Annotated in this window: 20 protein-coding genes; 16 read left to right on the top strand and 4 right to left on the bottom strand. The window is 40.2% G+C overall.

The features are described 5' to 3' along the window. The first annotated feature begins 230 nt into the window (after window positions 1-230). The 4 genes from trpD to trpA are packed head-to-tail and all read left to right on the top strand — an operon-like array spanning window position 231 to window position 4,776. Complete coding sequence (trpD, locus tag VCHSUH03_RS07465) at window positions 231-1,241, top strand: anthranilate phosphoribosyltransferase (RefSeq protein WP_105094570.1); 1,011 nt, start codon at window positions 231-233, stop codon at window positions 1,239-1,241. Between the two features lie 3 nt (window positions 1,242-1,244). Next, window positions 1,245-2,756: a bifunctional indole-3-glycerol-phosphate synthase TrpC/phosphoribosylanthranilate isomerase TrpF gene (gene trpCF, locus VCHSUH03_RS07470; protein ID WP_105094571.1), complete on the top strand. Its 1,512-nt coding sequence runs from the start codon at window positions 1,245-1,247 to the stop codon at window positions 2,754-2,756. A 42-nt stretch (window positions 2,757-2,798) separates the two neighbouring features. Continuing rightward, on the top strand, window positions 2,799-3,992 hold the full coding sequence (trpB, locus tag VCHSUH03_RS07475) for a tryptophan synthase subunit beta (protein WP_105094572.1): 1,194 nt from the start codon (window positions 2,799-2,801) through the stop codon (window positions 3,990-3,992). Continuing rightward, the gene (gene trpA, locus VCHSUH03_RS07480) at window positions 3,985-4,776 is read left to right on the top strand and encodes a tryptophan synthase subunit alpha (protein WP_105094573.1); all 792 of its coding nucleotides are present in this window, start codon (window positions 3,985-3,987) and stop codon (window positions 4,774-4,776) included. Before trpB ends, trpA begins: the two co-directional genes overlap by 8 nt. A 122-nt stretch (window positions 4,777-4,898) precedes the next feature. On the opposite strand, the gene VCHSUH03_RS07485 is transcribed toward trpA, so the two are convergent. Beyond that, window positions 4,899-5,189, bottom strand: a complete 291-nt coding sequence (locus VCHSUH03_RS07485; protein WP_105094574.1) for a hypothetical protein — start codon at window positions 5,187-5,189, stop codon at window positions 4,899-4,901. A gap of 166 nt (window positions 5,190-5,355) precedes the next feature. On the opposite strand from VCHSUH03_RS07485, the gene VCHSUH03_RS07490 reads away from it, so the two are divergent. From VCHSUH03_RS07490 to VCHSUH03_RS07520, 7 genes are all read left to right on the top strand, one after another. Beyond that, on the top strand, window positions 5,356-6,279 hold the full coding sequence (locus VCHSUH03_RS07490) for a DUF805 domain-containing protein (protein ID WP_105094575.1): 924 nt from the start codon (window positions 5,356-5,358) through the stop codon (window positions 6,277-6,279). Window position 6,280: 1 nt separating this feature from the next. Further along, entirely contained in the window at window positions 6,281-6,850 is a 570-nt protein-coding gene (locus tag VCHSUH03_RS07495) for a DUF805 domain-containing protein (protein WP_105094576.1), read from the top strand. 218 nt (window positions 6,851-7,068) lie between these two features. After that, on the top strand, window positions 7,069-7,704 hold the full coding sequence (locus VCHSUH03_RS07500) for a DUF805 domain-containing protein (RefSeq protein WP_105094577.1): 636 nt from the start codon (window positions 7,069-7,071) through the stop codon (window positions 7,702-7,704). A 102-nt stretch (window positions 7,705-7,806) separates the two neighbouring features. Continuing rightward, window positions 7,807-8,337 carry a DUF805 domain-containing protein gene (locus tag VCHSUH03_RS07505; RefSeq protein ID WP_105094578.1) on the top strand — a complete coding sequence of 177 codons (531 nt, stop codon included), beginning with the start codon at window positions 7,807-7,809 and terminating at the stop codon, window positions 8,335-8,337. 402 nt (window positions 8,338-8,739) lie between these two features. After that, entirely contained in the window at window positions 8,740-11,574 is a 2,835-nt protein-coding gene (gene ileS / locus VCHSUH03_RS07510; RefSeq protein WP_105094579.1) for an isoleucine--tRNA ligase, read from the top strand. Window positions 11,575-11,726: 152 nt separating this feature from the next. Continuing rightward, window positions 11,727-11,951 carry a hypothetical protein gene (locus VCHSUH03_RS07515; protein WP_105086403.1) on the top strand — a complete coding sequence of 75 codons (225 nt, stop codon included), beginning with the start codon at window positions 11,727-11,729 and terminating at the stop codon, window positions 11,949-11,951. 773 nt (window positions 11,952-12,724) lie between these two features. Further along, a complete protein-coding gene (locus tag VCHSUH03_RS07520) occupies window positions 12,725-13,972 on the top strand; it encodes an inverse autotransporter beta domain-containing protein (RefSeq protein WP_105094580.1) in 1,248 nt (415 codons plus the stop codon). 113 nt (window positions 13,973-14,085) lie between these two features. On the opposite strand, the gene VCHSUH03_RS07525 is transcribed toward VCHSUH03_RS07520, so the two are convergent. Both VCHSUH03_RS07525 and VCHSUH03_RS07530 read right to left on the bottom strand, forming a co-directional pair. After that, entirely contained in the window at window positions 14,086-16,455 is a 2,370-nt protein-coding gene (locus VCHSUH03_RS07525; protein WP_105094581.1) for a tetratricopeptide repeat protein, read from the bottom strand. 140 nt (window positions 16,456-16,595) lie between these two features. Continuing rightward, window positions 16,596-17,378 (bottom strand): basic amino acid ABC transporter substrate-binding protein, encoded by a 783-nt coding sequence (locus VCHSUH03_RS07530; protein WP_105094582.1) that lies wholly within the window; start codon window positions 17,376-17,378, stop codon window positions 16,596-16,598. Between the two features lie 172 nt (window positions 17,379-17,550). Between VCHSUH03_RS07530 and VCHSUH03_RS07535 the strand changes: the two genes are divergently transcribed. Next, the gene (locus VCHSUH03_RS07535; protein WP_105094583.1) at window positions 17,551-18,732 is read left to right on the top strand and encodes an amidohydrolase; all 1,182 of its coding nucleotides are present in this window, start codon (window positions 17,551-17,553) and stop codon (window positions 18,730-18,732) included. Here VCHSUH03_RS07535 and VCHSUH03_RS07540 read toward each other — a convergent pair. Then, window positions 18,725-19,051, bottom strand: coding sequence for a hypothetical protein (locus VCHSUH03_RS07540; RefSeq protein ID WP_105094584.1), 327 nt, complete (start codon window positions 19,049-19,051; stop codon window positions 18,725-18,727). The genes VCHSUH03_RS07535 and VCHSUH03_RS07540 overlap by 8 nt on opposite strands. Window positions 19,052-19,200: 149 nt before the next feature. On the opposite strand from VCHSUH03_RS07540, the gene VCHSUH03_RS07545 reads away from it, so the two are divergent. From VCHSUH03_RS07545 to VCHSUH03_RS07560, 4 genes are all read left to right on the top strand, one after another. Beyond that, window positions 19,201-20,355, top strand: a complete 1,155-nt coding sequence (locus tag VCHSUH03_RS07545) for an HAD family hydrolase (protein WP_105094585.1) — start codon at window positions 19,201-19,203, stop codon at window positions 20,353-20,355. A gap of 400 nt (window positions 20,356-20,755) precedes the next feature. After that, entirely contained in the window at window positions 20,756-20,953 is a 198-nt protein-coding gene (locus tag VCHSUH03_RS07550) for a 4Fe-4S dicluster-binding protein (protein WP_105094586.1), read from the top strand. Between the two features lie 251 nt (window positions 20,954-21,204). Then, the gene (gene guaA / locus VCHSUH03_RS07555) at window positions 21,205-22,740 is read left to right on the top strand and encodes a glutamine-hydrolyzing GMP synthase (protein ID WP_105094587.1); all 1,536 of its coding nucleotides are present in this window, start codon (window positions 21,205-21,207) and stop codon (window positions 22,738-22,740) included. Window positions 22,741-22,885: 145 nt separating this feature from the next. Next, a complete protein-coding gene (locus VCHSUH03_RS07560; protein ID WP_105094588.1) occupies window positions 22,886-23,395 on the top strand; it encodes a hypothetical protein in 510 nt (169 codons plus the stop codon). The last annotated feature ends 51 nt before the right edge of the window (window positions 23,396-23,446 follow it).

A 23,446-nucleotide genomic window follows, 5' to 3' on the forward strand; every position in this document is an offset into this window, starting at 1 on the left:
TATTGCGAATGTGACGATGAGTAGGGCATATAAAAGATTAAATGTCATAGCGTTTATGTGAGTTCACGGGGTTCTAGGCCCGACTTTGGCCCTGCGAAGGCCGTAGGCCGTAGTCAGACCCGGCCAGTGGAGGGCATAGGTCCCTGTGAATCACATGTTGCATTAACGCAGGTATATGCCCTATTAACGTTGAAGCGAAGTAAAATGAACAACAAGTAAGGAGATATAAAATGATTAAAGACGCATTATATGCAGTAACGCACGGTCAAGATTTATCCTACGACCTTGCAAAAGATACAATGAACAAGATTATGAGCGGCGACGTACCCGAGGTTCCTATGGCAGGGTTCTTGTGCGCCCTTGCCGCAAAAGGCCCTACTGTAGATGAGGTTACGGCTTTTGCTGAGGTTATGCGCGAGAAGGCTGGTTCTGTGCCTCATGAAGGTACTGTTGTGGAAATCGTAGGTACTGGCGGTGATGAGGCTAATACGTTCAACATTTCTACTACGTCTGGTTTTATCATTTCTGCAGCAGGTATTCCTGTAGCAAAGCATGGTAACCGCAGTGTATCTAGTAAATGTGGCGCTGCTGATTTAATCGAAGCCTTAGGCGCTAAATTAGAGCTTAATGGTGAACAAAACGAGGCAGTTCTCAATAAAGCAAATATGTGCTTCATGTTTGCCCCTGTGTATCACCAAGCTATGAAATATGCAGGTCCTGTACGTAAAGCGTTAGGCGTTCGTACGGTGTTCAACATCCTTGGACCTTTGGCAAACCCTGCAGGTGCTACTGTAGAATTAATGGGCGTGTACGATAAATCCTTAGTAGAACCATTGGCTCGCGTATTGGCTAACCTTGGCGTTAAACGCGGTGCAGTGGTACACGGCTTCGACGGTCTCGATGAGATTACAGCTACCAATAAAACGTACGTATGCGAAATTAATAATGGTACTTTCACAAGCTATGAATTCGATCCTAAGGAATACGGTTTCGAATACGCTGATAAAACTGATCTTGAAGGTGGCGATGCTACGGTGAATGCTGAGATTACTCGCCGCGTTCTCGGTGGTGAACAAGGTGGCAAACGTACTGCCGTTCTCCTCAACGCAGGTATGGCGATTTACCTTGCAAAAGATGGCATTACATTAGCAGAGGGCATTGAAGAGGCGAAACATATGATTGACTCTGGCAAGGCTCTTGCCACAATGGAACAGTTTGTGAAAGCAACACAAGAGGTATAACCATTGATTTTAGATAGAATTGTAGAGGCTACCAAAATTCGGGTAGCCCAAGAAAAACAGGTGGAAACGCCTGAGGCTGTAAAAGCAGCGGCTTTGGCGTTACCATCTGATACAGGACTTCCTTTTGAAGCAGCCCTTCGTCAGCAAGACTTCAACTTCATTTGCGAAGTCAAGAAGGCATCTCCGTCTAAGGGCATCATTGCTGAGCACTTTCCCTATTTAGAGATCGCTAAAGAATATGAAGTAGCAGGCGCAGCGGCTATCTCTGTATTAACTGAGCGAGACTTCTTTAAAGGTGATAAAAAATATTTGCAAGAAATTGCAAGCACTGTAAAAATCCCTGTACTTCGCAAGGACTTCATCATCGATGAATACCAAATCTACCAAGCGAAGGTGTGGGGCGCTAGTGCGATCCTCTTGATTTGTGCATGTTTAGATGTGCCTACGTTAACAAAATTCCGTGAGTTAGCCGACTCTCTAGGCTTATCCTCCTTGGTAGAGGCTCATGACGAGCACGAAGTGCAAATGGCCATCGATTGTGGTGCTCGTATCATTGGCGTTAACAACCGTAATTTGAAAGACTTCACTGTAGATGTACAAAACAGCGTGCGCTTACGCAATCTCGTGGAAGACGATGTAATCTTCGTATCAGAAAGTGGACTTGAAACGCCAGAGGATATCCAAGTATTGCGGGATAACAATATCGGCGTCGCCTTGATGGGGGAAACCTTTATGCGTTCTCCTAATAAGGTTGAGAAATTGGCATATCTCTATGGTCCCACATACTACACACCAAAAATTAAGATGTGCGGTATTTCTAAGGTGGAAACTATCCCTGCTATAGTCGATGCAAAGCCTGACTATATGGGCCTTGTATTTGCACCGAGCAAACGGCAGGTCACTGTGGAGCAAGGTAAGACATTAGTGGACGAGTTCCATAAGCAATACGAAAAAGTATATGGTGAAGTTACAGCACCAATGAATACTGGTACAGCACAAGACGGTCAGGACAGTCAGGAATTTGTCCAAGGAAACTCTAATTTTGAGAAGATTAAAACAGTAGGCGTATTCGTAAACGAAACGGTAGAAAACCTACTTAAGATTGCTGAGGAAGTCAAACTTGATGTGATTCAACTTCATGGCGATGAAGATGAGACTTTCATCCAATCCTTAAAAGAATGTACTAATGTAGAGGTTTGGAAAGCTGTTCAAGTTCGTAGTGCGGCAGATGCAGAAAAATGGATTGATAGCAGTGCGGATATGCTTTTGTTTGATGCATACCACAAAGATGAGCGGGGCGGTACAGGCGAAGTATTCGACTGGTCCTCGTTAGATGAGTTTGAACGACCATTTATGCTCGCAGGCGGCATCGATAGTACCAATGTGGCCCGTGCAATTCGTACGGTTCGCCCTTATGGCATCGATATTAGCAGCGGCATTGAAACAGAAGGCGTGAAAGACGATGAAAAGATTAAAGCTTTCACCCACATCGTAAGAACAATAGCCCTGTCATAACATGGTACATTAGCAGGAATGATAGATAGAAAGGTAAGTTATATGAGTGAACAAAGACATGGTTATTTTGGTTCCTTTGGTGGCCAATTTATGCCAGAAACATTGATGAATGCGGTCATCGAATTGGAAGAGGCGTACAACAAGTACAAAGATGATCCTGATTTCGTACGCGAACTTGAGGATTTACATAAAAAATATACAGGCCGTCCATCCCTTTTATACTATGCAGAACGCATGACAAAGGACCTTGGGGGCGCTAAAATCTACTTAAAACGGGAAGACTTGAACCACACTGGTTCCCACAAGTTGAACAACGTAATTGGTCAAATGTTATTGGCAAAACGGATGGGTAAAACGCGCGTTATTGCTGAAACCGGTGCTGGTCAACATGGCGTGGCAACGGCTACTATCGCTGCGTTGATGGGCATGGAATGTGAAGTATACATGGGTGCAGAGGACTGTGAACGTCAAGCACTTAACGTATATCGCATGGAATTATTGGGAGCTAAGGTACATCCTGTAACAACTGGTACAAGTACATTAAAAGATGCTGTTTCTGAAGCGATGCGCGAATGGACAAACCGCATGTCTGATACACACTATGTATTGGGTTCTGTTATGGGGGCGCATCCATTCCCGATGATCGTTCGTGATTTCCAATCCATCATCAGCCGTGAAGCGCGTGAGCAAATCCTTGAAGCAGAAGGCAAATTGCCAACAGCGGTTATGGCTTGCGTAGGCGGTGGCTCCAATGCGATGGGCATGTTCTATCACTTCATTCCTGATGAAGGTGTTCGCCTCATCGGTTGTGAAGCAGCTGGTCGTGGTGTTGATACAGAGGAACATGCAGCAACAATCGCAAAAGGCTCTGTTGGTATCTTCCATGGCATGAAATCTTATTTCTGCCAAGACGAAGACGGCCAAATTGCTCCAGTATATTCTATCTCTGCAGGCCTTGATTACCCTGGCATCGGACCTGAACATGCGTACTTGCACGATAGCGGTCGTGCTGAATACGTGCCTGTAACAGATGATGAAGCAGTGGATGCATTCGAATACTTGTCTCGCTTAGAAGGCATTATTCCAGCTATCGAGAGTGCTCACGCAGTGGCGCATGCTCGTAAAATCGCTCCTACTATGAGCAAGGACGATATCATTATTATTTGTTTATCTGGTCGTGGCGACAAAGACGTAGCGGCTATGGCGAAGTACAGAGGGGTGGATCTTCATGAGTAAAATTAAAGACGCTTTCACAAAGGGCAAGGCATTCATCCCGTTCATCAGCGCTGGTGACCATGGCATTGAAAATACAGAACGTTATATTCGTGTGATGGTAAAAGCCGGCGCCAACATGGTAGAAATTGGTATTCCTTTCTCTGATCCAACAGCGGAAGGTCCAGTTATCCAAGAAGCGAGCACACGCGCATTATCTACAGGCGTAAAAATTCACGATATCTTCGATATGGTGCGCCGTTTGCGTACCGGTGATGATGCGGTGACGATTCCTCTCGTATTCATGACCTATTTGAACCCAATCTACGTATTTGGTCGCGAAAAATTCTTTACTCTCTGCGAAGAGGTTGGTATCTCTGGTGTTATCGTGCCAGACATGCCGTTTGAAGAAAAAGGAGAACTCGCTAGCGTAGCTAATAAACATGGCGTTGAAGTGGTATCCTTAATTGCTCCAACATCTGAAAACCGCATCGAAATGATCGCAAAAGATGCAGAAGGCTTTGTGTACTGCGTATCCTCCCTCGGTGTTACAGGCATGCGTAGCGAAATCAAGACAGATATTAAATCCATCGTTGAGACGATTCGCAAATATACAGATATTCCTGTAGCTGTTGGTTTCGGTATTTCTAAGCCAGAACAAGCGGAAGCAATGGCTCGCGTATCTGACGGTGCTATCGTTGGCTCTGCTATCGTTAAAATCGTTGCAGAACACGGTGAACATGCTGACCAAGCGTTATTTGACTACGTACAATCCATGAAACAAGCGGTACAAAAAGCTAACGCATAATAAAATAGATAATACAATACATACTAAAAAGGACGTTATACATGTGGTATAACGTCCTTTTTAGGTTAGTTAGTTTAGTTATGTGTTATATGACTGGATAACCAGTTATGAAAGGGGAATGATTAGCCATTTGTAGATTCGGAACGTTGATGTTGTTCGCTGCGTTTAGCAGTGGCATTTTTATCATGTTTTTCACGTTCAGATACTCTGTGTTTTTTATATTTCTTTTGGTCCGGTTTGAACCATGGATGAGCACTGCTATCTACAGTACCATCATCGTTCTTTTCCATGCGATGGTTTTCACCGATTTTGAAGTGGTAATCTTTAGCTTGCGCTACATTGGCACCAATACCGACTGTTAAGAATGCTGCCAAGCTGGCCATAGCTACTACTTTAGTCAATTTAGCGTTCATAAGTATTATCTCCTATACAAACTTAATTGCACGAATTTTAGTTGTAAAAAATATATTATTAGTATAGGTAAAATTAATGAAGAAAAAATGAAATGTAAGCCTTGGTAAAGCATAGTATAATAGTAATAGCTAAGTTTGTATAATATCTAAATATAGTAGGAGTTTTATGAAACAGAGAGTATATGAAATCCTCTATCGCGAGCTAGTAGAAAACTATGCAAATGGTAAAGGACGAACAACGACAGCCGATTTTTGGCTTACCATAAGCGCTATGACCTTTGTATACGGTCTAGTTACATTCATAACAGGTCTTGCTACCTTCATTCCTTATGGATTTTTATATGCTATATCCTTAGGGGGCGGCGTATTAACGGCATTGACAGTAGTGTTAACATTGCCGACTATTATGCTCGTAGCTAGACGGTTGCGTGATTCTAATAATGATCCAACATTGATGATTCTCATCTTTATTCCTATTTTAGGATGGTTGGTTTTGCTTTATCTATTATGCAAGAGGTCGGCTCCGCAACAAGAGAGAAGTATAGCTAACGAACAGATATCTGTAGAACATAGTATTGGTGAAAAACGGTCCGTTTCTGGTGTATTCATCATGGCTATCCTTGTTTTAGGCTGGATTGCTAGCAGTATAGGGACCTCTATGATGGGTCATAATTATATGGTAGAAGAAACAGCCTTTGGTAATTTAGGACAGGGGGCTTTCACCAAAAAAGCAAATCGTTTACTACATAGTGATTCTGCTACAACAGAAGGTTATCTAGTTGTGAAAGAGTATTACCAAGCACTTGCGAATGGGGATTATCATAGTGCGTATCGAGAATTGAGTAGTCGTGAAATGGAACGATATGGTACCTTTGATCTTTGGCAACAGGCTAAGACGAAGGAACAACGTTCTGTTGTGGAAACTATACGATTGGATTATGTGTCTCAAGATGTGGATGATGATGTAACGGTGGATTATATCGGATATAGAGTGGACTTTGTAGATAAAAGACCATCTATATTAGTACGTTTATATAATGTGGGTAACGGTTGGAAAATCGTTGGTTTTGAAGAGTTTGAGGAGGACTAGTATGGCATCTGTAAATGTATACGATTTAAACTATACCGATGCCTTCGTGCTAGGCATCAAAAACTACGCCAATTTTAAAGGTCGTGCAAGTCGTAGTGAATACTGGCGGTTCATAGCTGGAGTCATGATGGTTCAAGGAACGCTAGGGATTGTAGCCATTCTTTGTAACGGAGTAGGTCTCTATAATTTTGAGTCTATCATTGATACGATTAATCTATTAGTGACTCTGTTTTTCCTGATTCCTAATATCGCCATCACAACGCGACGTATGCATGATATTGGGCGTAGTGGCTGGACTCAGCTAATTTCCTTTATTCCTATTATAGGTTTCTTTATATTTTTGACCTATGAATTGAAACGAGGCGATGAAGGTGAGAATAGTTACGGTGAAAGAACCGCTTATGTACCTGTCACCGCTGTTATGAGTAACTCTATAGGACTTGAAGAAACACCTTCTCGTCGTCAGGATTGGATTATGGGGATCACCATTTTTATTATTCAGTCCATAATATTTGGAAATACCATAGGTGATATATTATGGTATGGCATTAATGCCAATGGCTACATATAGTATTAACCTGCATCAAATAGCATACTTATTATTTTATTTTATAAAAGTTTAACAACTCCTTTATAGACAATATAACACTTTGTAGTAAAATGAAATCAAGATGAATTTAAAAATATAGATATGGTTACGTTACAACATATCTAAGTTACTATATGTGTTAAGAACAACAGGACTTTATGAGCTTCACTGTTTCCTGCTGTGAATGGAAGGAGTTTAGTATGAGACCTTGTCCCTATTGTGGGCATGAGGTGTTAAAAAATGAACGATACTGTCCAAACTGTGGACGTATTCGTAAAGCACCTATTTCGTTAGATAAATATAACTTGGGATTGATTGAAAACTTTAAACAATGTTTGATTTACAAATATGCTGACTTTGAAGGGCGTGCTAGTCGTAGTGAATATTGGAATTTCTTTTTGGTGTATCAATTGCTATTTGTAGCCATTCTATTCACCTGTGCATTCTTGAGCTATATCAGTCCGCTCTCTAGTGTGGTTGGCGTTGGCTTCGGGCTAGTCATTCTTGTACTTATGTCCGTCGTTATGGTCATCCCTGGTGTAGCTGTTGCAGTACGACGCTTGCACGATCAAGGCCGCTCTGGCGGACTTGTCTTTGTGGGACTCGTTCCTGTCATTGGTACAATTATATTACTAGTGTTAATGGCTCTTCCTGGTGAAAGCCACGCAAATCGCTTTGGCTCTCCTACTGGGCAAGTGATCTTAACAAAACAAATGGCTCATGAAATTGGTTTGATTGATGCTACACCTACCACAGGCCTTACAGCAGGATTACTATGTGCAATCTTTGTGCTGTGGTTCTTGGTGGATCGATTGCTAACGACAAGTGTGATATAAAAAATAAAATATATATACAAAGAACAGCCTCTTGCATGGTGCAATAGGCTGTTTTGTTGTATAATAAATTAATTTCAATTTGTCATTTGATAGGAGAGAATTATGACTGATTTAAACATTAAAAACTTGGCGTATATTGATAATTTCAAGCATTCTGTAGTCGGTAATTTTGTAAACTTTAGTACTAGAGCTAGTCGCAGTGAATATTGGCGATTTACAGCAGTTACAGTTGTCATAGGTTTTGTATTTAGTCTATTAAGATTTATTTTTGGCAATACATTCTTGGAATCCCTCTTTAATTTATTATCCTTTGCATACACTTGTGCAATATTCTTGCCGTCTCTTGGTATTGCAGTTCGTCGTTTACATGATATTAATAAATCTGGATGGTTTTTGCTACTTCCATTTATTCCAATTATCGGTCTTATATATGTTATTTATTTATTGGCTAAACCAGGTGATGCAGGCGATAACCAATATGGTTCCCCAGTAAGTTATGAAACAATCACAGCTGACGAATCTGCTCGTACGGGCCTTAAAGAAACACCATCTGAAAGCATGGACCAAAAAGCAATGATTGTGTGCCTCTGCCTTTGGGTTCTTAATATTTGGATATCTTTTTTATCAATATAAGAAAACGCCTGCTTATGCAGGCTTTTTTAGTTATTAGGACTTTAAAATCTTTGTAAAATTAGGTGATGAAATATTTGACAATCTACCCTCGTGAGTCCTATAATTATCTATTATATGAAGATTGCGTTGAAAAAGACGGCATATCTCAGACGGATTTAGTAGAGACCAAACTCATGGGCTGAAAGGTTTGGAAATCTAGAGATTTGCGGATCACTTTGGAGCAAGCGGTAACGCCGCCGGTGAACACCGTTATATGTTTAAGTGGCTTTCACAAAATGAAGCCTAGTTATTTCGTATGCTCGGAATATTCTAGCTTTCACAGAAGGTCAGTAGGGTGGTACCACGGATATTACGTCCGTCCCTTCGGGGGCGGGCGATTTTTTTATGTAAAAGGAGCACATCATGGATTACGGTAAGACGTTACATTTGCCTGAAACAGAATTCCCAATGCGCGGCAATTTGCCTAAGCGCGAACCAGAAATCTTAAAGTTCTGGGAAGACAACAAAATTTATCAAAAACGTTTGGAATTGCGTAAAGACGCAAAACCTTTCATCTTGCATGATGGCCCTCCATACGCAAATGGTAAATTGCACATCGGTCATGCCCTCAACAAAACGTTGAAGGACATCATCATGAAATACAAGACTATGACTGGTCATTATACTCGCTACATTCCTGGTTGGGATACGCACGGTTTGCCAATCGAGCATGCGGTTATTAAAAACACAGGTCTTAACCGTCATGAAATGGCGCCATTGGACTTGCGCAATAAATGTAAGGAATATGCATTAGAATGCGTAGAAACTCAAAAACAAGATTTTATTCGCTTTGGTGTATTAGGCGAATGGGATCGCCCTTATTTGACATTGCGTCCTGAGTTCGAAGTTAAACAACTTGGTATTTTTGGCGAAATGGCAAAACGCGGCCATATCTACAAAGGTCTTAAAACTGTATACTGGTGTACTCACTGTGAAACTGCATTAGCAGAAGCAGAAATCGAATACGCTGAGAAAAAATCCTTCTCTATTTACGTAAAATTCCCTTACGTATCCGAGAAAAAGGTAACTTTGCCAGCTGGCGTAGATCCAAAACAAGCATACTCCGTTATTTGGACAACTACTCCTTGGACAATGCCTGCCAACGTAGCAATCTCTGTTAACCCAGAGCTTGAATATGGTTGGGTAAAAGTAGGAGACGAATACTACTTGATGGCTACTGAACTTGTTGATGCGGCTATGAAAGATATCGGTATCGAAGACTACGAAATCGTAAATCGCTTCTCTGGTGCAGATTTAGAATTGGCTGAATTCAAACATCCATTTGTTGAACGTAATGCTACAGTATTGTGTGGTGACCATGTAACACTCGAAGCAGGTACTGGTTGCGTACATACAGCTCCTGCACACGGTGAAGATGACTTTAACATCGTTATGCGTTATAACAAGGACGGTAAAACAGAGCTTCCTATCGTATCCCTTGTTAACGAAACTGGTAACTATACTAAACAAGTGGACGACAACCGTTATGGCGATACTGAATTCCCATTGGCTGGCGTAGAAATTCATGATGCAGAGGTGCCTGTTATTAAAATTTTGGCGCACAATAATGCATTGCTTCATAAATCTAGCTTGCGTCACCAATACGCACACTGCTGGCGTTGTAAAAACCCTGTCATCTACCGTGCTACAGAACAATGGTTCTCCTCTGTAGATGGATATCGTCAACAAGCACTTGATGCTATCGATAACCAAGTACAATGGATTCCTAAATGGGGCCATGATCGTATCTTCAACATGGTTCGCGATCGCGGTGACTGGGTAATCTCTCGTCAACGTATTTGGGGCGTGCCAATTCCTATTTACTATTGTGAAAGCTGCGGCGAGCACATCATCAACGATGATACGATCAAAGCATTACAAGAAAAAGTAGCCGTAGAAGGCTCCGATGCTTGGTGGGCTCACAGTGCAAAAGAATTGTTACCAGAAGGTTTCAAATGTCCTCATTGCGGTCATGATGAGTTCAAAAAAGAAACAGATATCATGGACGTATGGTTCGACTCTGGTTCCTCTTGGGCAGGTGTACTTGAAGTTAATGGCTTAGATGTACCATGTGCTATGTACCTTGAAGGTTCTGACCAACATCGCGGCTGGTTCAACTCTTCCTTGTTAACTGCAGTAGCAACAACAGGTAAAGCACCATACAACTCCGTATTGACTCACGGTTTTGTTGTGGACGGCGAAGGCCGCAAAATGTCTAAATCCGTAGGTAATACAGTAGCACCTAGCGACATTATCGACGTATACGGCGCTGACGTTATGCGTTTGTGGGTATCTTCTGCGGATTACCAGGCAGACGTACGTTTGTCCAAAGACATTGTAAAACAATTATCTGAAGTATACCGTAAGATCCGTAATACATTCCGCTTCTTGCTTGGTAACTTGGATGACTTCAATCCAAATACTGATAAAGTGGCTTACGCAGATATGTCCGAATTTGATAAATGGGCATTGTTGCGCTTAGAAGAAGTACGTCAAAAGGTTACTGAAGCATACGAAAACTATGAATTCCACATGTTATATCATGCAATTCATAACTTCTGTACAGTAGACTTGAGCTCCATCTACCTTGATGTAATGAAAGATACTATGTATGCTGAAAGCAAAAACAACGTAGCTCGTCGTTCTGCTCAAACAGCGATGTACGAAATCTTGAAAACATTGGTAGCAATGGTATCTCCAGTACTTTCTTTCACAGCGGAAGAAGTTTGGAAATACATGCCTAAAGAAGAAGGTATGCCTGAATCCGTTATGCTTCAAGATTGGCCACAAGGTCATCCTGAACACTTCAACCAAGAATTGGCTGATAAATGGAACCAATTGTTAGACTTGCGTACATCCGTACAAAAAGCATTGGAACTTGCTCGTCAAGACAAAACAATCGGTCATCCATTGGATGCATCCGTTACAGTATACGCTGAAGGCGCTGCATTCGACGCATTGAGCGCTCTTGGTGAAGAAGGCTTGGCTAAACTCGTAATCGTATCCGAAGCTCACATCGTTAATGGCGCTGCACCAGCAGAGGCTGTTAAAGATGAAGAAACAGGCGTAGCGACAGTAGTGGCTCCATCTGAACTTGAAAAATGTGAACGTTGCTGGATCCACCGTGATACAGTCGGTCAAGATAGCGAACATCCTACACTTTGCCATCGTTGTGCAGAGGTAGTAAGAAGTATATAACATTTAATGAATATAATGTGAAAAATGATTATATTTATCTGATATATCGGTTATAGTGACTTTATTAATTTTATCTGATTATAATATTGGCCGTTTTAAGGTATAATGATTATATATAGAGGTTTCATTATTATTGAATGGAGGGCTATATTATGTCCATAACAAAAAAAATAGAGAAAAAATTATTGGATAAAGAAGAAAAGCGCACTAAAGAATTATTAGATGAGTTACATATGGATAAAAAAGACGATTCCGACGTTAAAGTGAATGTGGAAACCGGTAATAAGCTCTATGATCGATTATTGGAAAAAAAGACAGAACGGTTGTATGTACAAGAAGAGGCATTAGGGATAAAACCTAATTCGGATAAAAAATAAATTTAGGTCAAGACATCGAACATCCTACACTTTGCCATCGTTGTGCAGAGGTTGTTGAATCTCTATAATCCAAAGAACATAATACATACTATGAGTTGTCTATTATGTATTAACTTCTAAATAGGAAACCCTTCTCTATACTACACTTAGTTATTCTTGGCTAAGCTAGTGAGAGAAGGGTTTTTGTTATATGTATCTGTCCTGTAAGTACGTTTATGAAAATTAATATCCCTTAGTCTGTTAATTATTAAAATTTTATAGAAATTTATGAATTCGTTGCATGCTATCTTTCTCATAAAACTATCTATAATAATTGCTAACTTGTTATTTTCCTCATGAAAACTTAATGTGTAAATTTTTACTCATTTCACATTAAATTTAATATACTGGTTTAAGATGTTTATAGTTAGTTTAGTTATTGTGCTTATATGAGAAGGAGGAACAGCAATGGTAGCAACTATCATTAAAGCAATTTTGGCTGCACTTACTGGTTTAGCAAACGCAATCTTGCCTTTATTCAAATAACAATTTCATTCCCCAGAAAAAAGACCACCTAGCTTGCAGGTGGTCTTTTTCTTTTACCTGAAAATAGAAATCAATTTGTAACATAATGATTTAGAGAATCTTTAACTATCGTTTAACTATAAGGCTTTATATTGACTATGGAAAATAGCATACCTATAATTAAGATGAATGAACCATGAAGTGAACGTGAAGAGCGTACAGTTTGTGTGGTTTTATTTCTTATGTAAAACGAGGGGAGCGTACAAGACATGAGAAGAAATTTGATTATTAAGGCTTTTGTTTTAGGTGCTATAAGTTGTGCTTTCACTATTACAGGACTGGCAGCCGATGGGCATGGACAAGGTATTGCAGATTCTACTACAGAAGTGAATGAGGCTAAACATGAAGCTGTTCGTTCTAATTGGATGGATCGCACAGATGTGGTAGTCGGCGTTGGTATGAAAGATTCGAAAGAGACGCATAGTCAGCACCATGCTGTTGGTGCATCATCGATGAGACATGATGATCTAAATACTGTAACTTCGAAAAATTCAAAATCTACTGAAATCAATAAATTGTATATTGAGACCTTGCAACCTATAACCCATTATGATGAAAACGCTAAAAGCGTTGTCTTTGTACAAGGTCGTATTGGGCGCAGTGGAGAAAAAATTTCATCTTATAAATTAGATAGTTATTTGGAGCCAGCCAGACCTGCAGGGACGTTTATAACACATGATAAGCAAACAGATACGAAAGAATCATTAGGAATGAATGCTAATATTGGCATTGGCTATCGTCGCCTTAGCAAAGGTGAACATGCTTATGTTGGTGTTAATGCGTTCTATGACCATGTGTTTAAAGGCGGTTATAAGCGCGTTAGTGGCGGCTTAGAATATGTGGCAGGCCTTAATGAATTTCATGCTAATCTGTACCGAAATCTAGGGACTGATGATAGAAAATATATAGGTCTCCATGGGCGTAGTGTTGTATTGGGTGATCCTGCAGGATTGTATCCATATGGTATGGATCCTGATCAAAGTCTTTATAATTATGGTATTGCTGCTTATGAAAATCATTGGATGCTATCAGAAAAGGTTGCTGCCAGTGGGTTTGATGTAGGATACTCACGAACTTTCAAAAATGCTCGCTGGGCTCGTGCTTATGCGGACTATTATAATTGGCGTGGTAGAGAGGCTGTAAGAGTAGGGTATTATAAATTAAAAAAACGTGATGCCATAAAAGGTTTTAAAGTGGGTGCAGAATTCCATATCACACCGCATCTTACCCTCGATGCGGGTTACCAAACGGCATCTCATCATTTGAGTGGTCCTTATGCGACTTTGAAATATACCATCGGCACATCTAAGTTTGCTTGGCGTGGTGGTAAACATAGTGAAAGCGCGATTACAACGGCTCGTTCCAAGATGCTTGATAAGGTACATCGTAGCGATATGGTTGTACAAGAAATTGTGGAAAATACTTATGAACAGCAGTTTGTCGATGTTGGTTTATAGGAATTTCCGTGTTCATTACCCTCATGATCATTTATAATAGTTTAGTCTATTTATAGCTTATAAAAAGGAGCTAGTACTTTCTGTACTAGCTCCTTTTATGTTTTGGGTCATTTTTATTGTAATGCCTTAGGCACACTGAGTTTTTTCCAATTGTCTAGCTCAGGTATTTCCAAGGTATTAATCGTTTTTTGAATCCAGTAGTTTAAGGATACTTCGTTACCTAACTGTTGTTCAAATAAATAGGTATTGCCTGGTGTATCGAGAGGGTTACCATCCTTATCGATGGAGTGGCGCATAGATTCTTTCAAATAGAGTTGCACTCTAAATGGATTTGCGTGATTGCCTCTGAAAATAAAATAGGATGGACCGATAAAGTCATGGGTACGGACATTAATTTGTTCGTACTTTTTGTCTTTTAAGCCTTGTAATGCGGTTTGTATCATGGCATTCGCATCGTCGTATTCTTCAAGCAAGAAAGCTTGTTGATCTACGTCGAGTACATAGTGCCAAGTTGGTTTTTCTTCATTCTTTTCAATAGACCAGTTATCACCAAATACAGGTAATTGATGATTATCATAGAGGTCTTTTAACAGATGTATAGCATCCTCTTTCTTGAATAGTGCTCGATAGATAACCTCTTGACCTTCTGTGGAGTCATATCCATGTATTCTGACTTGGTACGTATCACGTGGCATGCGTTTTACATCTAACTTAAAAATGTTGCGCAACTTATCTGGAACGGATAGGAAATGATTGTAAAAGCTCAGTTTCATTTCTTCTTGTGATTCTAAAGCATGCTCAATGGTTTGCCAATCATATAAGGTGGTATCCCATAAGAAGTCATCCATATTTACAGATAAGCGAGCCGCATTTTGAGGCCATTTCGTATGACTAGGGCGTACTGTTGAGGTAGACTCTGTAAAGCCCTCTTTATAGTGCCAATGACCGTCTATTTCCTCGAAGACCGCTAAGCGCTCTTCTGCTTCATCATCAATAGGGATATCCTTCAGCTCTTCATCAAGGTTTGCCTTGTGAGATAACATATATTGATGAGACTCTTCGTAATAGGCTACAGCGGCATCTAAATCAGGTTTGCCTGTAACATAGCCTTTTTCGTAGGCATACCCTAAGGCAACTCTTGTTAAAGCTCGTGTAATATCATAGAAGAGAACACGATCTTCCTCTTCTAGTGCGCGCCTTTCTTCATCCAGTACACGTGTTAACGATTGTACACCGAAACGTATATTTTTTGTTACCCCTAAGCCATGGATTCGCATGTAACCGATGTATGGCAAGGAGAACATAAAGCGTTCTTTAGTGGCTGCCATGTGTGTTAAGTCTGCAATGAGACCCCAGTCGAGAGGAAGGTGGCCTATGTGGAAAATATAGCCGAAGGCGGCTTGCAATGCAGCATAGCCGGCGTCGCTAAAATGCTTAGTAGCTGCGCGACGGTAGAGGCCGATTGCTTTTACGGGATTATACGGAATTAGGCGGCGTAGCTCTTTCGTATCATAAAAGTGATAGTAATAATCCGCTAATTCGGCGGTGCTTTCAGCTTGACCCAAGGAGGCACCTTTCGTAAACCATGTGAAAGCATCCTCAAATTTTCCATGTTCATGACAGTCTAGGCCAGTGTAGAGCATCATAGTTGGATTGCCTAGCTCAGCAGCAGTTAAAGCTACACGGCGCGCATTATCAAAATCACCTTCGTCGATATAGATGTTACGTAAATTGCCTTGGAACATGGCAAGTCCATTGTTGAGGGCCTTGTTAAACCATTCTTTGGCAAATGTAGTAGCATTTTCCTGTAATGTTTCGTCTGAAACAGTGCCTTGTAAGGCTCCAATACGTTCTTGAATAGAACCTTTTTGTAAAATCTGTTGAATCCGTTTGGACCAACTTAGGCGAGGCGGTGTAATCATATCCTTGGCTAAGCTGATGCGGTCATCATCGCGCCAGAAAAAGACATTACCTATAATGTACTGACAAAATGCATCGCCTTGTTCAGCGTAGTCGTAGACTATACGAAATGCATCATTAAAGGATATTAACATATCCTTTTCAACCGTAGGTGTAATGGTTCCGTTGATACGCAATGCTTGTAAGGTGCCGATAGGACTACAGCGGCGAATGCTATCGTGCAAGCATTGATAGGTACGCATATTGTTTTCAGGGAAATTAGATTCCTCCCACGTAAAGCGTGGACCTGCGTAGATACGAGCCAATAAAGCATATGCATCAGCTATCTCTCGAGACTCTGGATCGTTTGCTATTTTTAATGCGTCCTCTTTAGTGTCAATTTCGTTTTCCAGAGAGGTAGTCATATCGTTGCGCAAGGCTTGATGATTCGTTTGCTCCGGGCTTTGCTGATTATTTACAATCAGTTCTAATTGGCGCAAACCTTCTTGGGCCATTTCTTGATTGTAGGATTTAAAAATCATGTGGAAGACCTTTTGTAGGCGTTCCGTAAAGTACTGTGCCATAAGGCCTCCTTTATATTAATTACATTTACTATAGAATACATATTTATTATATAACGAACGTAAGAGACCGCAAAAGAGGAAAAAACCCCTCTGAAGTCTTTCAGAGGGGTCATATTTATCCTAGTTCATAGAGATAGATATTATTTTTTGTTGTAATCGCCGAACCATTTGTCGTAGATTTTTTGGTAAGTGCCGTCTTCTTTAAGTTCTTTAAGAGCTTTATTAACAGCTTCTTGTAAAGCTTTGTTGCCTTTTTTCATGCCAAGAACTGTACCTTCAGCTTTAGTAGGTTCGCCTACGAGTTTAAGGTCTTTGTCAGCACCTTGTTTAAGGTAGTACATAGCCACTGCGTTATCGATGATAGCACCGTCGATTGTACCAGCTTTCAATTCCATGAAGATATTAGCATTGGAATCAATTTGTTTTACTGTTGTATTAGGGATTTTTTGAGCCATTTCAACAGGGATAGTACCGATTTGAGCACCTACAGTATGACCTGCTAATTCATCCATGTTATGGATTGTTGTGTTGTCTTTACGAACAACTGTGATGAAACCACCTTGGTCGAAGTATACATCGGAGAAGTCCAATGCTTTTTCACGTTCAGGTGTAGCATTGATACCTGCTGCGATCATGTCGATATCGCCAGATTGAACTGCTGGAATCAAAGCATCGAAGCCCATGGATTTGAATTCCATTTTTAAACCTAATTTTTTAGCAATTGCTTCGGACAAATCAACGTCGAAACCAACGTATTTGTCGCCTTCAGTAAATTCGAATGGTGGGAATGTAGTTTCAGAACCTACACGCAATACACCTTCTTGTTGTGTCATTTTTGGTTTGTCATTGCCACAACCAGCCAATAAACCCATTGCTGCTACCGCTACGAGGGCGATGGCTGTCAACTTTTTGAACTTAAACATAGAAACCTCCTCAAACATCCATATACATGGTTTATCAAATTCTGTTTATATTGTACGGAATTTTACAATAATAGGCAATAACATTGTATAATTAAGAGTAAATGAGTTTTCTATTCTTTATTGTAGAGTATTATAATTTTTACAATAATTAGGATATATACATGGAGGTAATATGTCCCTTACTAATACCTTTTCAGATCTTTGTAAAAGCTTCACATCTGATGCGTTTGTCATTAATTATACATTAGCTAAAAACCCTGAACTTTCCAGTCATGAATTTGAATCCGTCAAAACGATTGGCGCGGTTCTTGAAAAACATGGCATGGATGTAACTTATAATTTCTGTAACTTACCTACAGCCTTTAAGGCGTCTGCTGTAAAAGTAGATAACCCAAAAGGTCGTTTGGCTATCCTATGTGAATATGATGCATTGCCTGAAGTAGGTCATGCATGTGGTCACTCTGCCAGTGGTTCTATGAGTGTTCTTGCCGCATTAACGCTCCGCAAAATGCAACAAGACGGCGTTGTTTTCAATATGGACATCGATATCATCGGTACACCAGATGAAGAAGCCACAGGTTGCAAGGTGGATATGTGTAATGCAGGCGTGTTCAAAGACTATGATTTGGCTATCATGGTTCACCTCGATGGTGAAGAAACACGACCTAATTCACAATTCTTGGCGCTAGACTGTTTCCGCGCTCGTTATCACGGTAAACCCGCCCACGCTGCAGGGGAACCGTGGAACGGTATCAACGCGGTAAATGGTGTGCAACTCGCTATTCATGCAATAGATATGATGCGTCAACAAGTACGTCCTGAAAGTCGTATTGGCACATGGATCATTGCCGGTGGTACTGCATCTAATGTCATTCCTGACTTCGGCGAATTAGAGGTGACCGTGCGTCATACTGAACGTGAATATTTGAATGGTCTATCTGAACAAATCAAAAAAATCTTTGAAGGTGCCGCCCTCTGTACAGGCACTACTGTAGATGTAGAGTTCTACGGTAATCCTTATGATGATATGAACCAAAACCATAGAGGCACCGTTCTAATCGAAGACGTAATGTCTGATATGGGCATTGATTTCAAGCCAGGCCCAGCAGATATTGGGGGCAGCTCAGACATCGGTAATGTTAGCTATCAATGCGCTGCATTCCATCCAAAATTGCGACTCGCTGGGGAAGACAAGGTGTGCCACTCTAAAGAATTCGCTGCGGCTATGTTAGAATCCACCATTGAACAAACAATTGTGGACGGAGCTAATATTATAGGCCACACCTTGTTACGATTGGTAGAAAATCCAGCTGTATTAGAAGAAATCGTTGCTGAATTTAATGCAACTAAATAAAGCGTTTTCTATATCTATCAGGATGGCTGTAATAGTGTAGGTAGAATTCGTGGTCTTTTTCAGATCTATTAATTATGGATGATAATGAGATGTTTCCATTTATGAAGCTCTGAATTTTGGTGAAATAGGCACCTAACTCACGTTCGTGATAATAGAGCGTCCAGACCACGTTATTTCCCGCGATGACTGGAATGTACTTAAACTCAAGGAATTCAAATAAACCAGCGATAGTGATATCATCTGGAATGACAAATTCCTCCCGATGATGATTCATATCATCGCCTGCACAAACTGCATCTCGATCAATTATGATACGCATATGATTTCACTTCCTATCTATGCCTTATATACTATCTATGTCTTACATACTATCTGTGTATTCTTTTAACAGATATATTTGTAACTATTACTGTACTACTGATTGAAAATAATATCTATCCATTTATATACCGTATTAAAGGAGGCTTTATGTCCTCAACTGAAACATTACAAATTAAAAATTATATAGGTCTCACCGGTGATAAACCCATTCGATTCATTGCATCTGATGTAGATGGTACCTTGGTTAATGATGCGAAAGCAATTCCTAATGAGGCTATCGAGGCGATTCGTGCCGCTCGTGAAAGTGGCATTCGTGTAGCCATCGCTTCTGGTCGTGCTTGGAATGAAATGAACGATGTCATCGAGAAGTTGCCATGCTTACGCTATTTTATGTGTACCAATGGTGCCTATGTAATGGATAAAGATGAAAAACGCACTTTATTCCATGTAACATTTGATAAAGTACAGGCCTTATATTTATTGCGTAAACTCTTAACCTATGGCGTTTATGTAGAGGCCTATGTGAAAGATAAAATCTTTGGTATGTATCCACCGTCCAGATGCATTACGCCTGAACGATTAAGCGCATATGCTAGTGATCGTAAATCGACTGATACAAAAGGTTCGGTTGGACTCATGGATAATCATCTACCTAGCTTAATGAATCATCCTCAACTTGATGTACCTGAGGGACATCTACCTGGTGAAACCCATGATCACTATGCCTTAGCGGAAGGTGATGAAGCAGCGACTATAAATATGTCTGAGTGTGAAGTCGAACAGTCTAATTTCTTCTTTAGACCTAATATTCGTCCATTTATCTTGGCAACACGTACGATGGTGCCTGATTTACTAGCTCATATGGAAGCCTTAGACGAAGGCCCTGAAAAGATGCAAATCTTTTACGGTGACGAGCCTATGCGCCAACGCATCTTACAAGACTTACGCGATGAATACCAAGGTATGTCTCACGATGGTACAGGCCGTGAACGTTTTTATGATGTACTACTCTCTAGTGAAGGTAACTTAGAATTTGTATTACCACATACTACGAAGGGAACAGCTGTTGAGGCCTTGGCAAATCACTGGCAATTTAGTCCCGATGAAGTCATGACCTTAGGGGATAGTGAAAACGACCTATCCATGCTGCGTTTTGCAGGTGCTAGCGTAGCTATGGGCAATGGGAAGCCAAATATTAAAGAGGCAGCGCGTTATGTGACGACGGATAATAACCATCATGGCGTGGCTAAAGCAATCTATTCCGCCATTGCGTATAACAATGAATTACTAAAAAAACAGTAATCATATCTCAAATTAGAGATACTACCAGTTAAAAGTAAATTTTTCTAATTTGGATTGTGTTCGATATGTGTAAATCTGAGATACTACCAGTTAAAAGTAAATCTTTCTAATTTGGATTGTGCTCGATATGTGCAAATCTGAGATACTACCAGTTAAAAGTAAATCTTTCTGATCTGGATTGTGCTCGATATGTGTAAATTTGAGATACTACCAGTTAAAAATAAATACTTTTAACTGGTAGTATCTGAAAAAACTATATATATTTGTTTGTCGGTTTGTATTCCAGTCGGTTTTATAGTGAGGCATTGCTCGAAAGTGTATTACAGGTAATACATTGCTTTAGCTGATGTTAGAGCGAATGCTAAGTTAGTTTTATTAAACCCATAGGAGGTGATGTGGAATGGGAAATCTAAAGTTTAATATAGATGATACTTGTGTTAAGTGTGGTGCGTGTGCCGTAGATTGTCCTGTTCAATGCATCACCAAAGGGGAGACTCGATTTAATATTGGCAAAGGCTGTATCGGCTGTGGCGATTGTTATTCAATCTGTCCTGTAGGGGCCGTTAAAATGTCTAAAGGCGAGGATCATAAAGCATAGTCCGTCGAAAGGCTAGCGCCTCTTAAAGATTATTTCCTCATATTAAGTTTTGTATATAGTAAAATCCGAACATTAAAATCTTTTCTATAAATTTCATACGGGATATATGGAGTCCATATACTTCGTATGGTATAATGGAATGTAATGAAAATTAGCGTTTGCTTCGAAAAAACGCACCCCCAGTACAGAAATGTATGGGCATTAAAAAATAGTGAATATACTTTCACAAATAGATGCATATGGAGGAAGGCATGGAAAACAAGGAATTTGTTATTGTTGTTGACTTTGGTGGTCAATATAATCAATTGATCGCGCGCCGTGTTCGTGAAAATCACGTATACTGCGAAGTATATCCATACAACAAAGCGCTGGACAAAATTAAAGAATTAAAACCGCAAGGTATCATCTTCACAGGTGGCCCTAACAGCGTGTATGAAGAAAACTCTCCAAAAATCGAAAAAGAGATTTTTGAACTTGGTATTCCAGTTCTTGGCATGTGCTATGGTATGCAATTTATGGCGCATACATTGGGTGGCGAAGTTAAATCTGCGGACAACCGTGAGTTTGGTAAAACACCTACTAAAGTGGACACTACATCTCCATTGTTCAAAGGCTTGGGCGAAGACCAAGTTGTGTGGATGTCCCACGTTGACTATGTAGCAAAAGTTCCTGAAGGGTTCGAAATTATTGCACATACAAAAGACTGCCCTGTTGCATCTATGCAAAATAAAGAACGCAAATTATACGCTATGCAATATCATGCAGAAGTATTGCACACTGAACATGGTAAAGAAATGCTTCACAACTTCTTGTATGAAGTATGTGGCTTCACAGGCACATGGACAATGGCAAACTATGCAAAAACTGCTATTGATGAAATCCGTAACACTGTAGGCGATGGCAAAGTATTGTTAGCATTGTCCGGCGGTGTAGACAGCTCCGTTGCGGCAGCTCTTATTTCTAAAGCTGTAGGCGACCAATTGACTTGTATCTTCGTTGATCATGGTTTAATGCGTAAAAACGAAGGCGATGAAGTCGAAGCTGCTTTCAAAGATTCCGGCATGCATTTCATCCGCGTCGATGCAGAAAAACGTTTCTTAGATAAATTGGCTGGTCTTGAAGATCCAGAAGCTAAACGTAAAGCTATCGGTGAAGAATTCATCCGCGTATTCGAAGATGAAGGCCGTAAAATCGGCTCTGTTGACTTCTTGGCTCAAGGTACAATTTACCCTGACGTTATTGAGTCCGGTACTGGTGAAGCAGAAGTTATCAAATCTCACCACAACGTAGGCGGCTTGCCTGCAGTTGTAGACTTCAAAGGCCTTATCGAACCATTGCGCAATCTCTTCAAAGACGAAGTACGTGAACTTGGTTCTGAATTAGGTTTGGCTGACTACCTCGTATGGCGTCAACCATTCCCAGGTCCTGGTCTTGCAATTCGCGTAATGGGCGAAATCACTAAAGAAAAACTCGATATCTTGCGTGATGCGGACTACATCTTCCGTGATGAAATTGCAAAAGCTGGTCTAGATCGTAGCATCAACCAATACTTTGCAGTATTAACATCTACACGTACTGTAGGCGTTATGGGTGACTTCCGTACATACGATTACACATTGGCATTGCGTGGCGTAACAACAACAGACTTCATGACTGCTGACTGGGCGCGCATTCCTTACGACGTATTGGACACAATCTCCCGTCGTATCGTAAACGAAGTACAACACATCAACCGTATTGTGTACGATATTACATCTAAACCACCTGCTACAATTGAGTGGGAATAAGAATTATAAAATATAGTATTTAAAGAATACATGTATAAAGGCCTTTCATCGTTATGGTGAGAGGCCTTTTGTAAAAGTAGTAGTTGCTCTAATTTATTTTTACTATTTTCTTGTTACTAGTAGATATCTTTAAGGAAATAATGGTATGGAAACTATAAAAGAATTTTTAGATAGTGACATATATTTAGATATTATAAAAGAACTAGGTTGCGACAACTTTAATCAAGACGTACAAAGTGTTGAAATAGAAGAGCTAAAAAATCGATTGAAACAAAGGCAGTTCTTACTTGAAGGCTTTAATTGCAAGGTGCTTTCAGACAAAGAGACGGTTCAGTTTTACAAGCAAATGATAGAAGATTATGGAAGCGATATTATCCTTTGGACTAAGAAGTTTTGGCAATGTAACGACGATGCTATTGAGGAATATCCTGATGGCGAATTCCCAAAAGGAGAGGAAATATCTGAAGAGGATGTATCAACTACAATTGAAGTAGGCAACTATTCTAAAACAAGTGTTGCTATGTATATCATTGAATTTGATATTTTGAAGAATCATCAAGAAATATTAGCTGATTATTATAAAAGATTGCGTATTCCTAGGGCTGCGAAATATGCAAGAGAAGTGATAGTATTATATAACGAGATTTTTAGCTAAGATATTTAGATATATTAAATCAGGAGGTTTCCTCTGGCACAACAATCACTT

It is taken from the genome of Veillonella infantium, from assembly GCF_002959895.1.
In the GTDB taxonomy this organism is placed as follows: domain Bacteria; phylum Bacillota; class Negativicutes; order Veillonellales; family Veillonellaceae; genus Veillonella; species Veillonella infantium.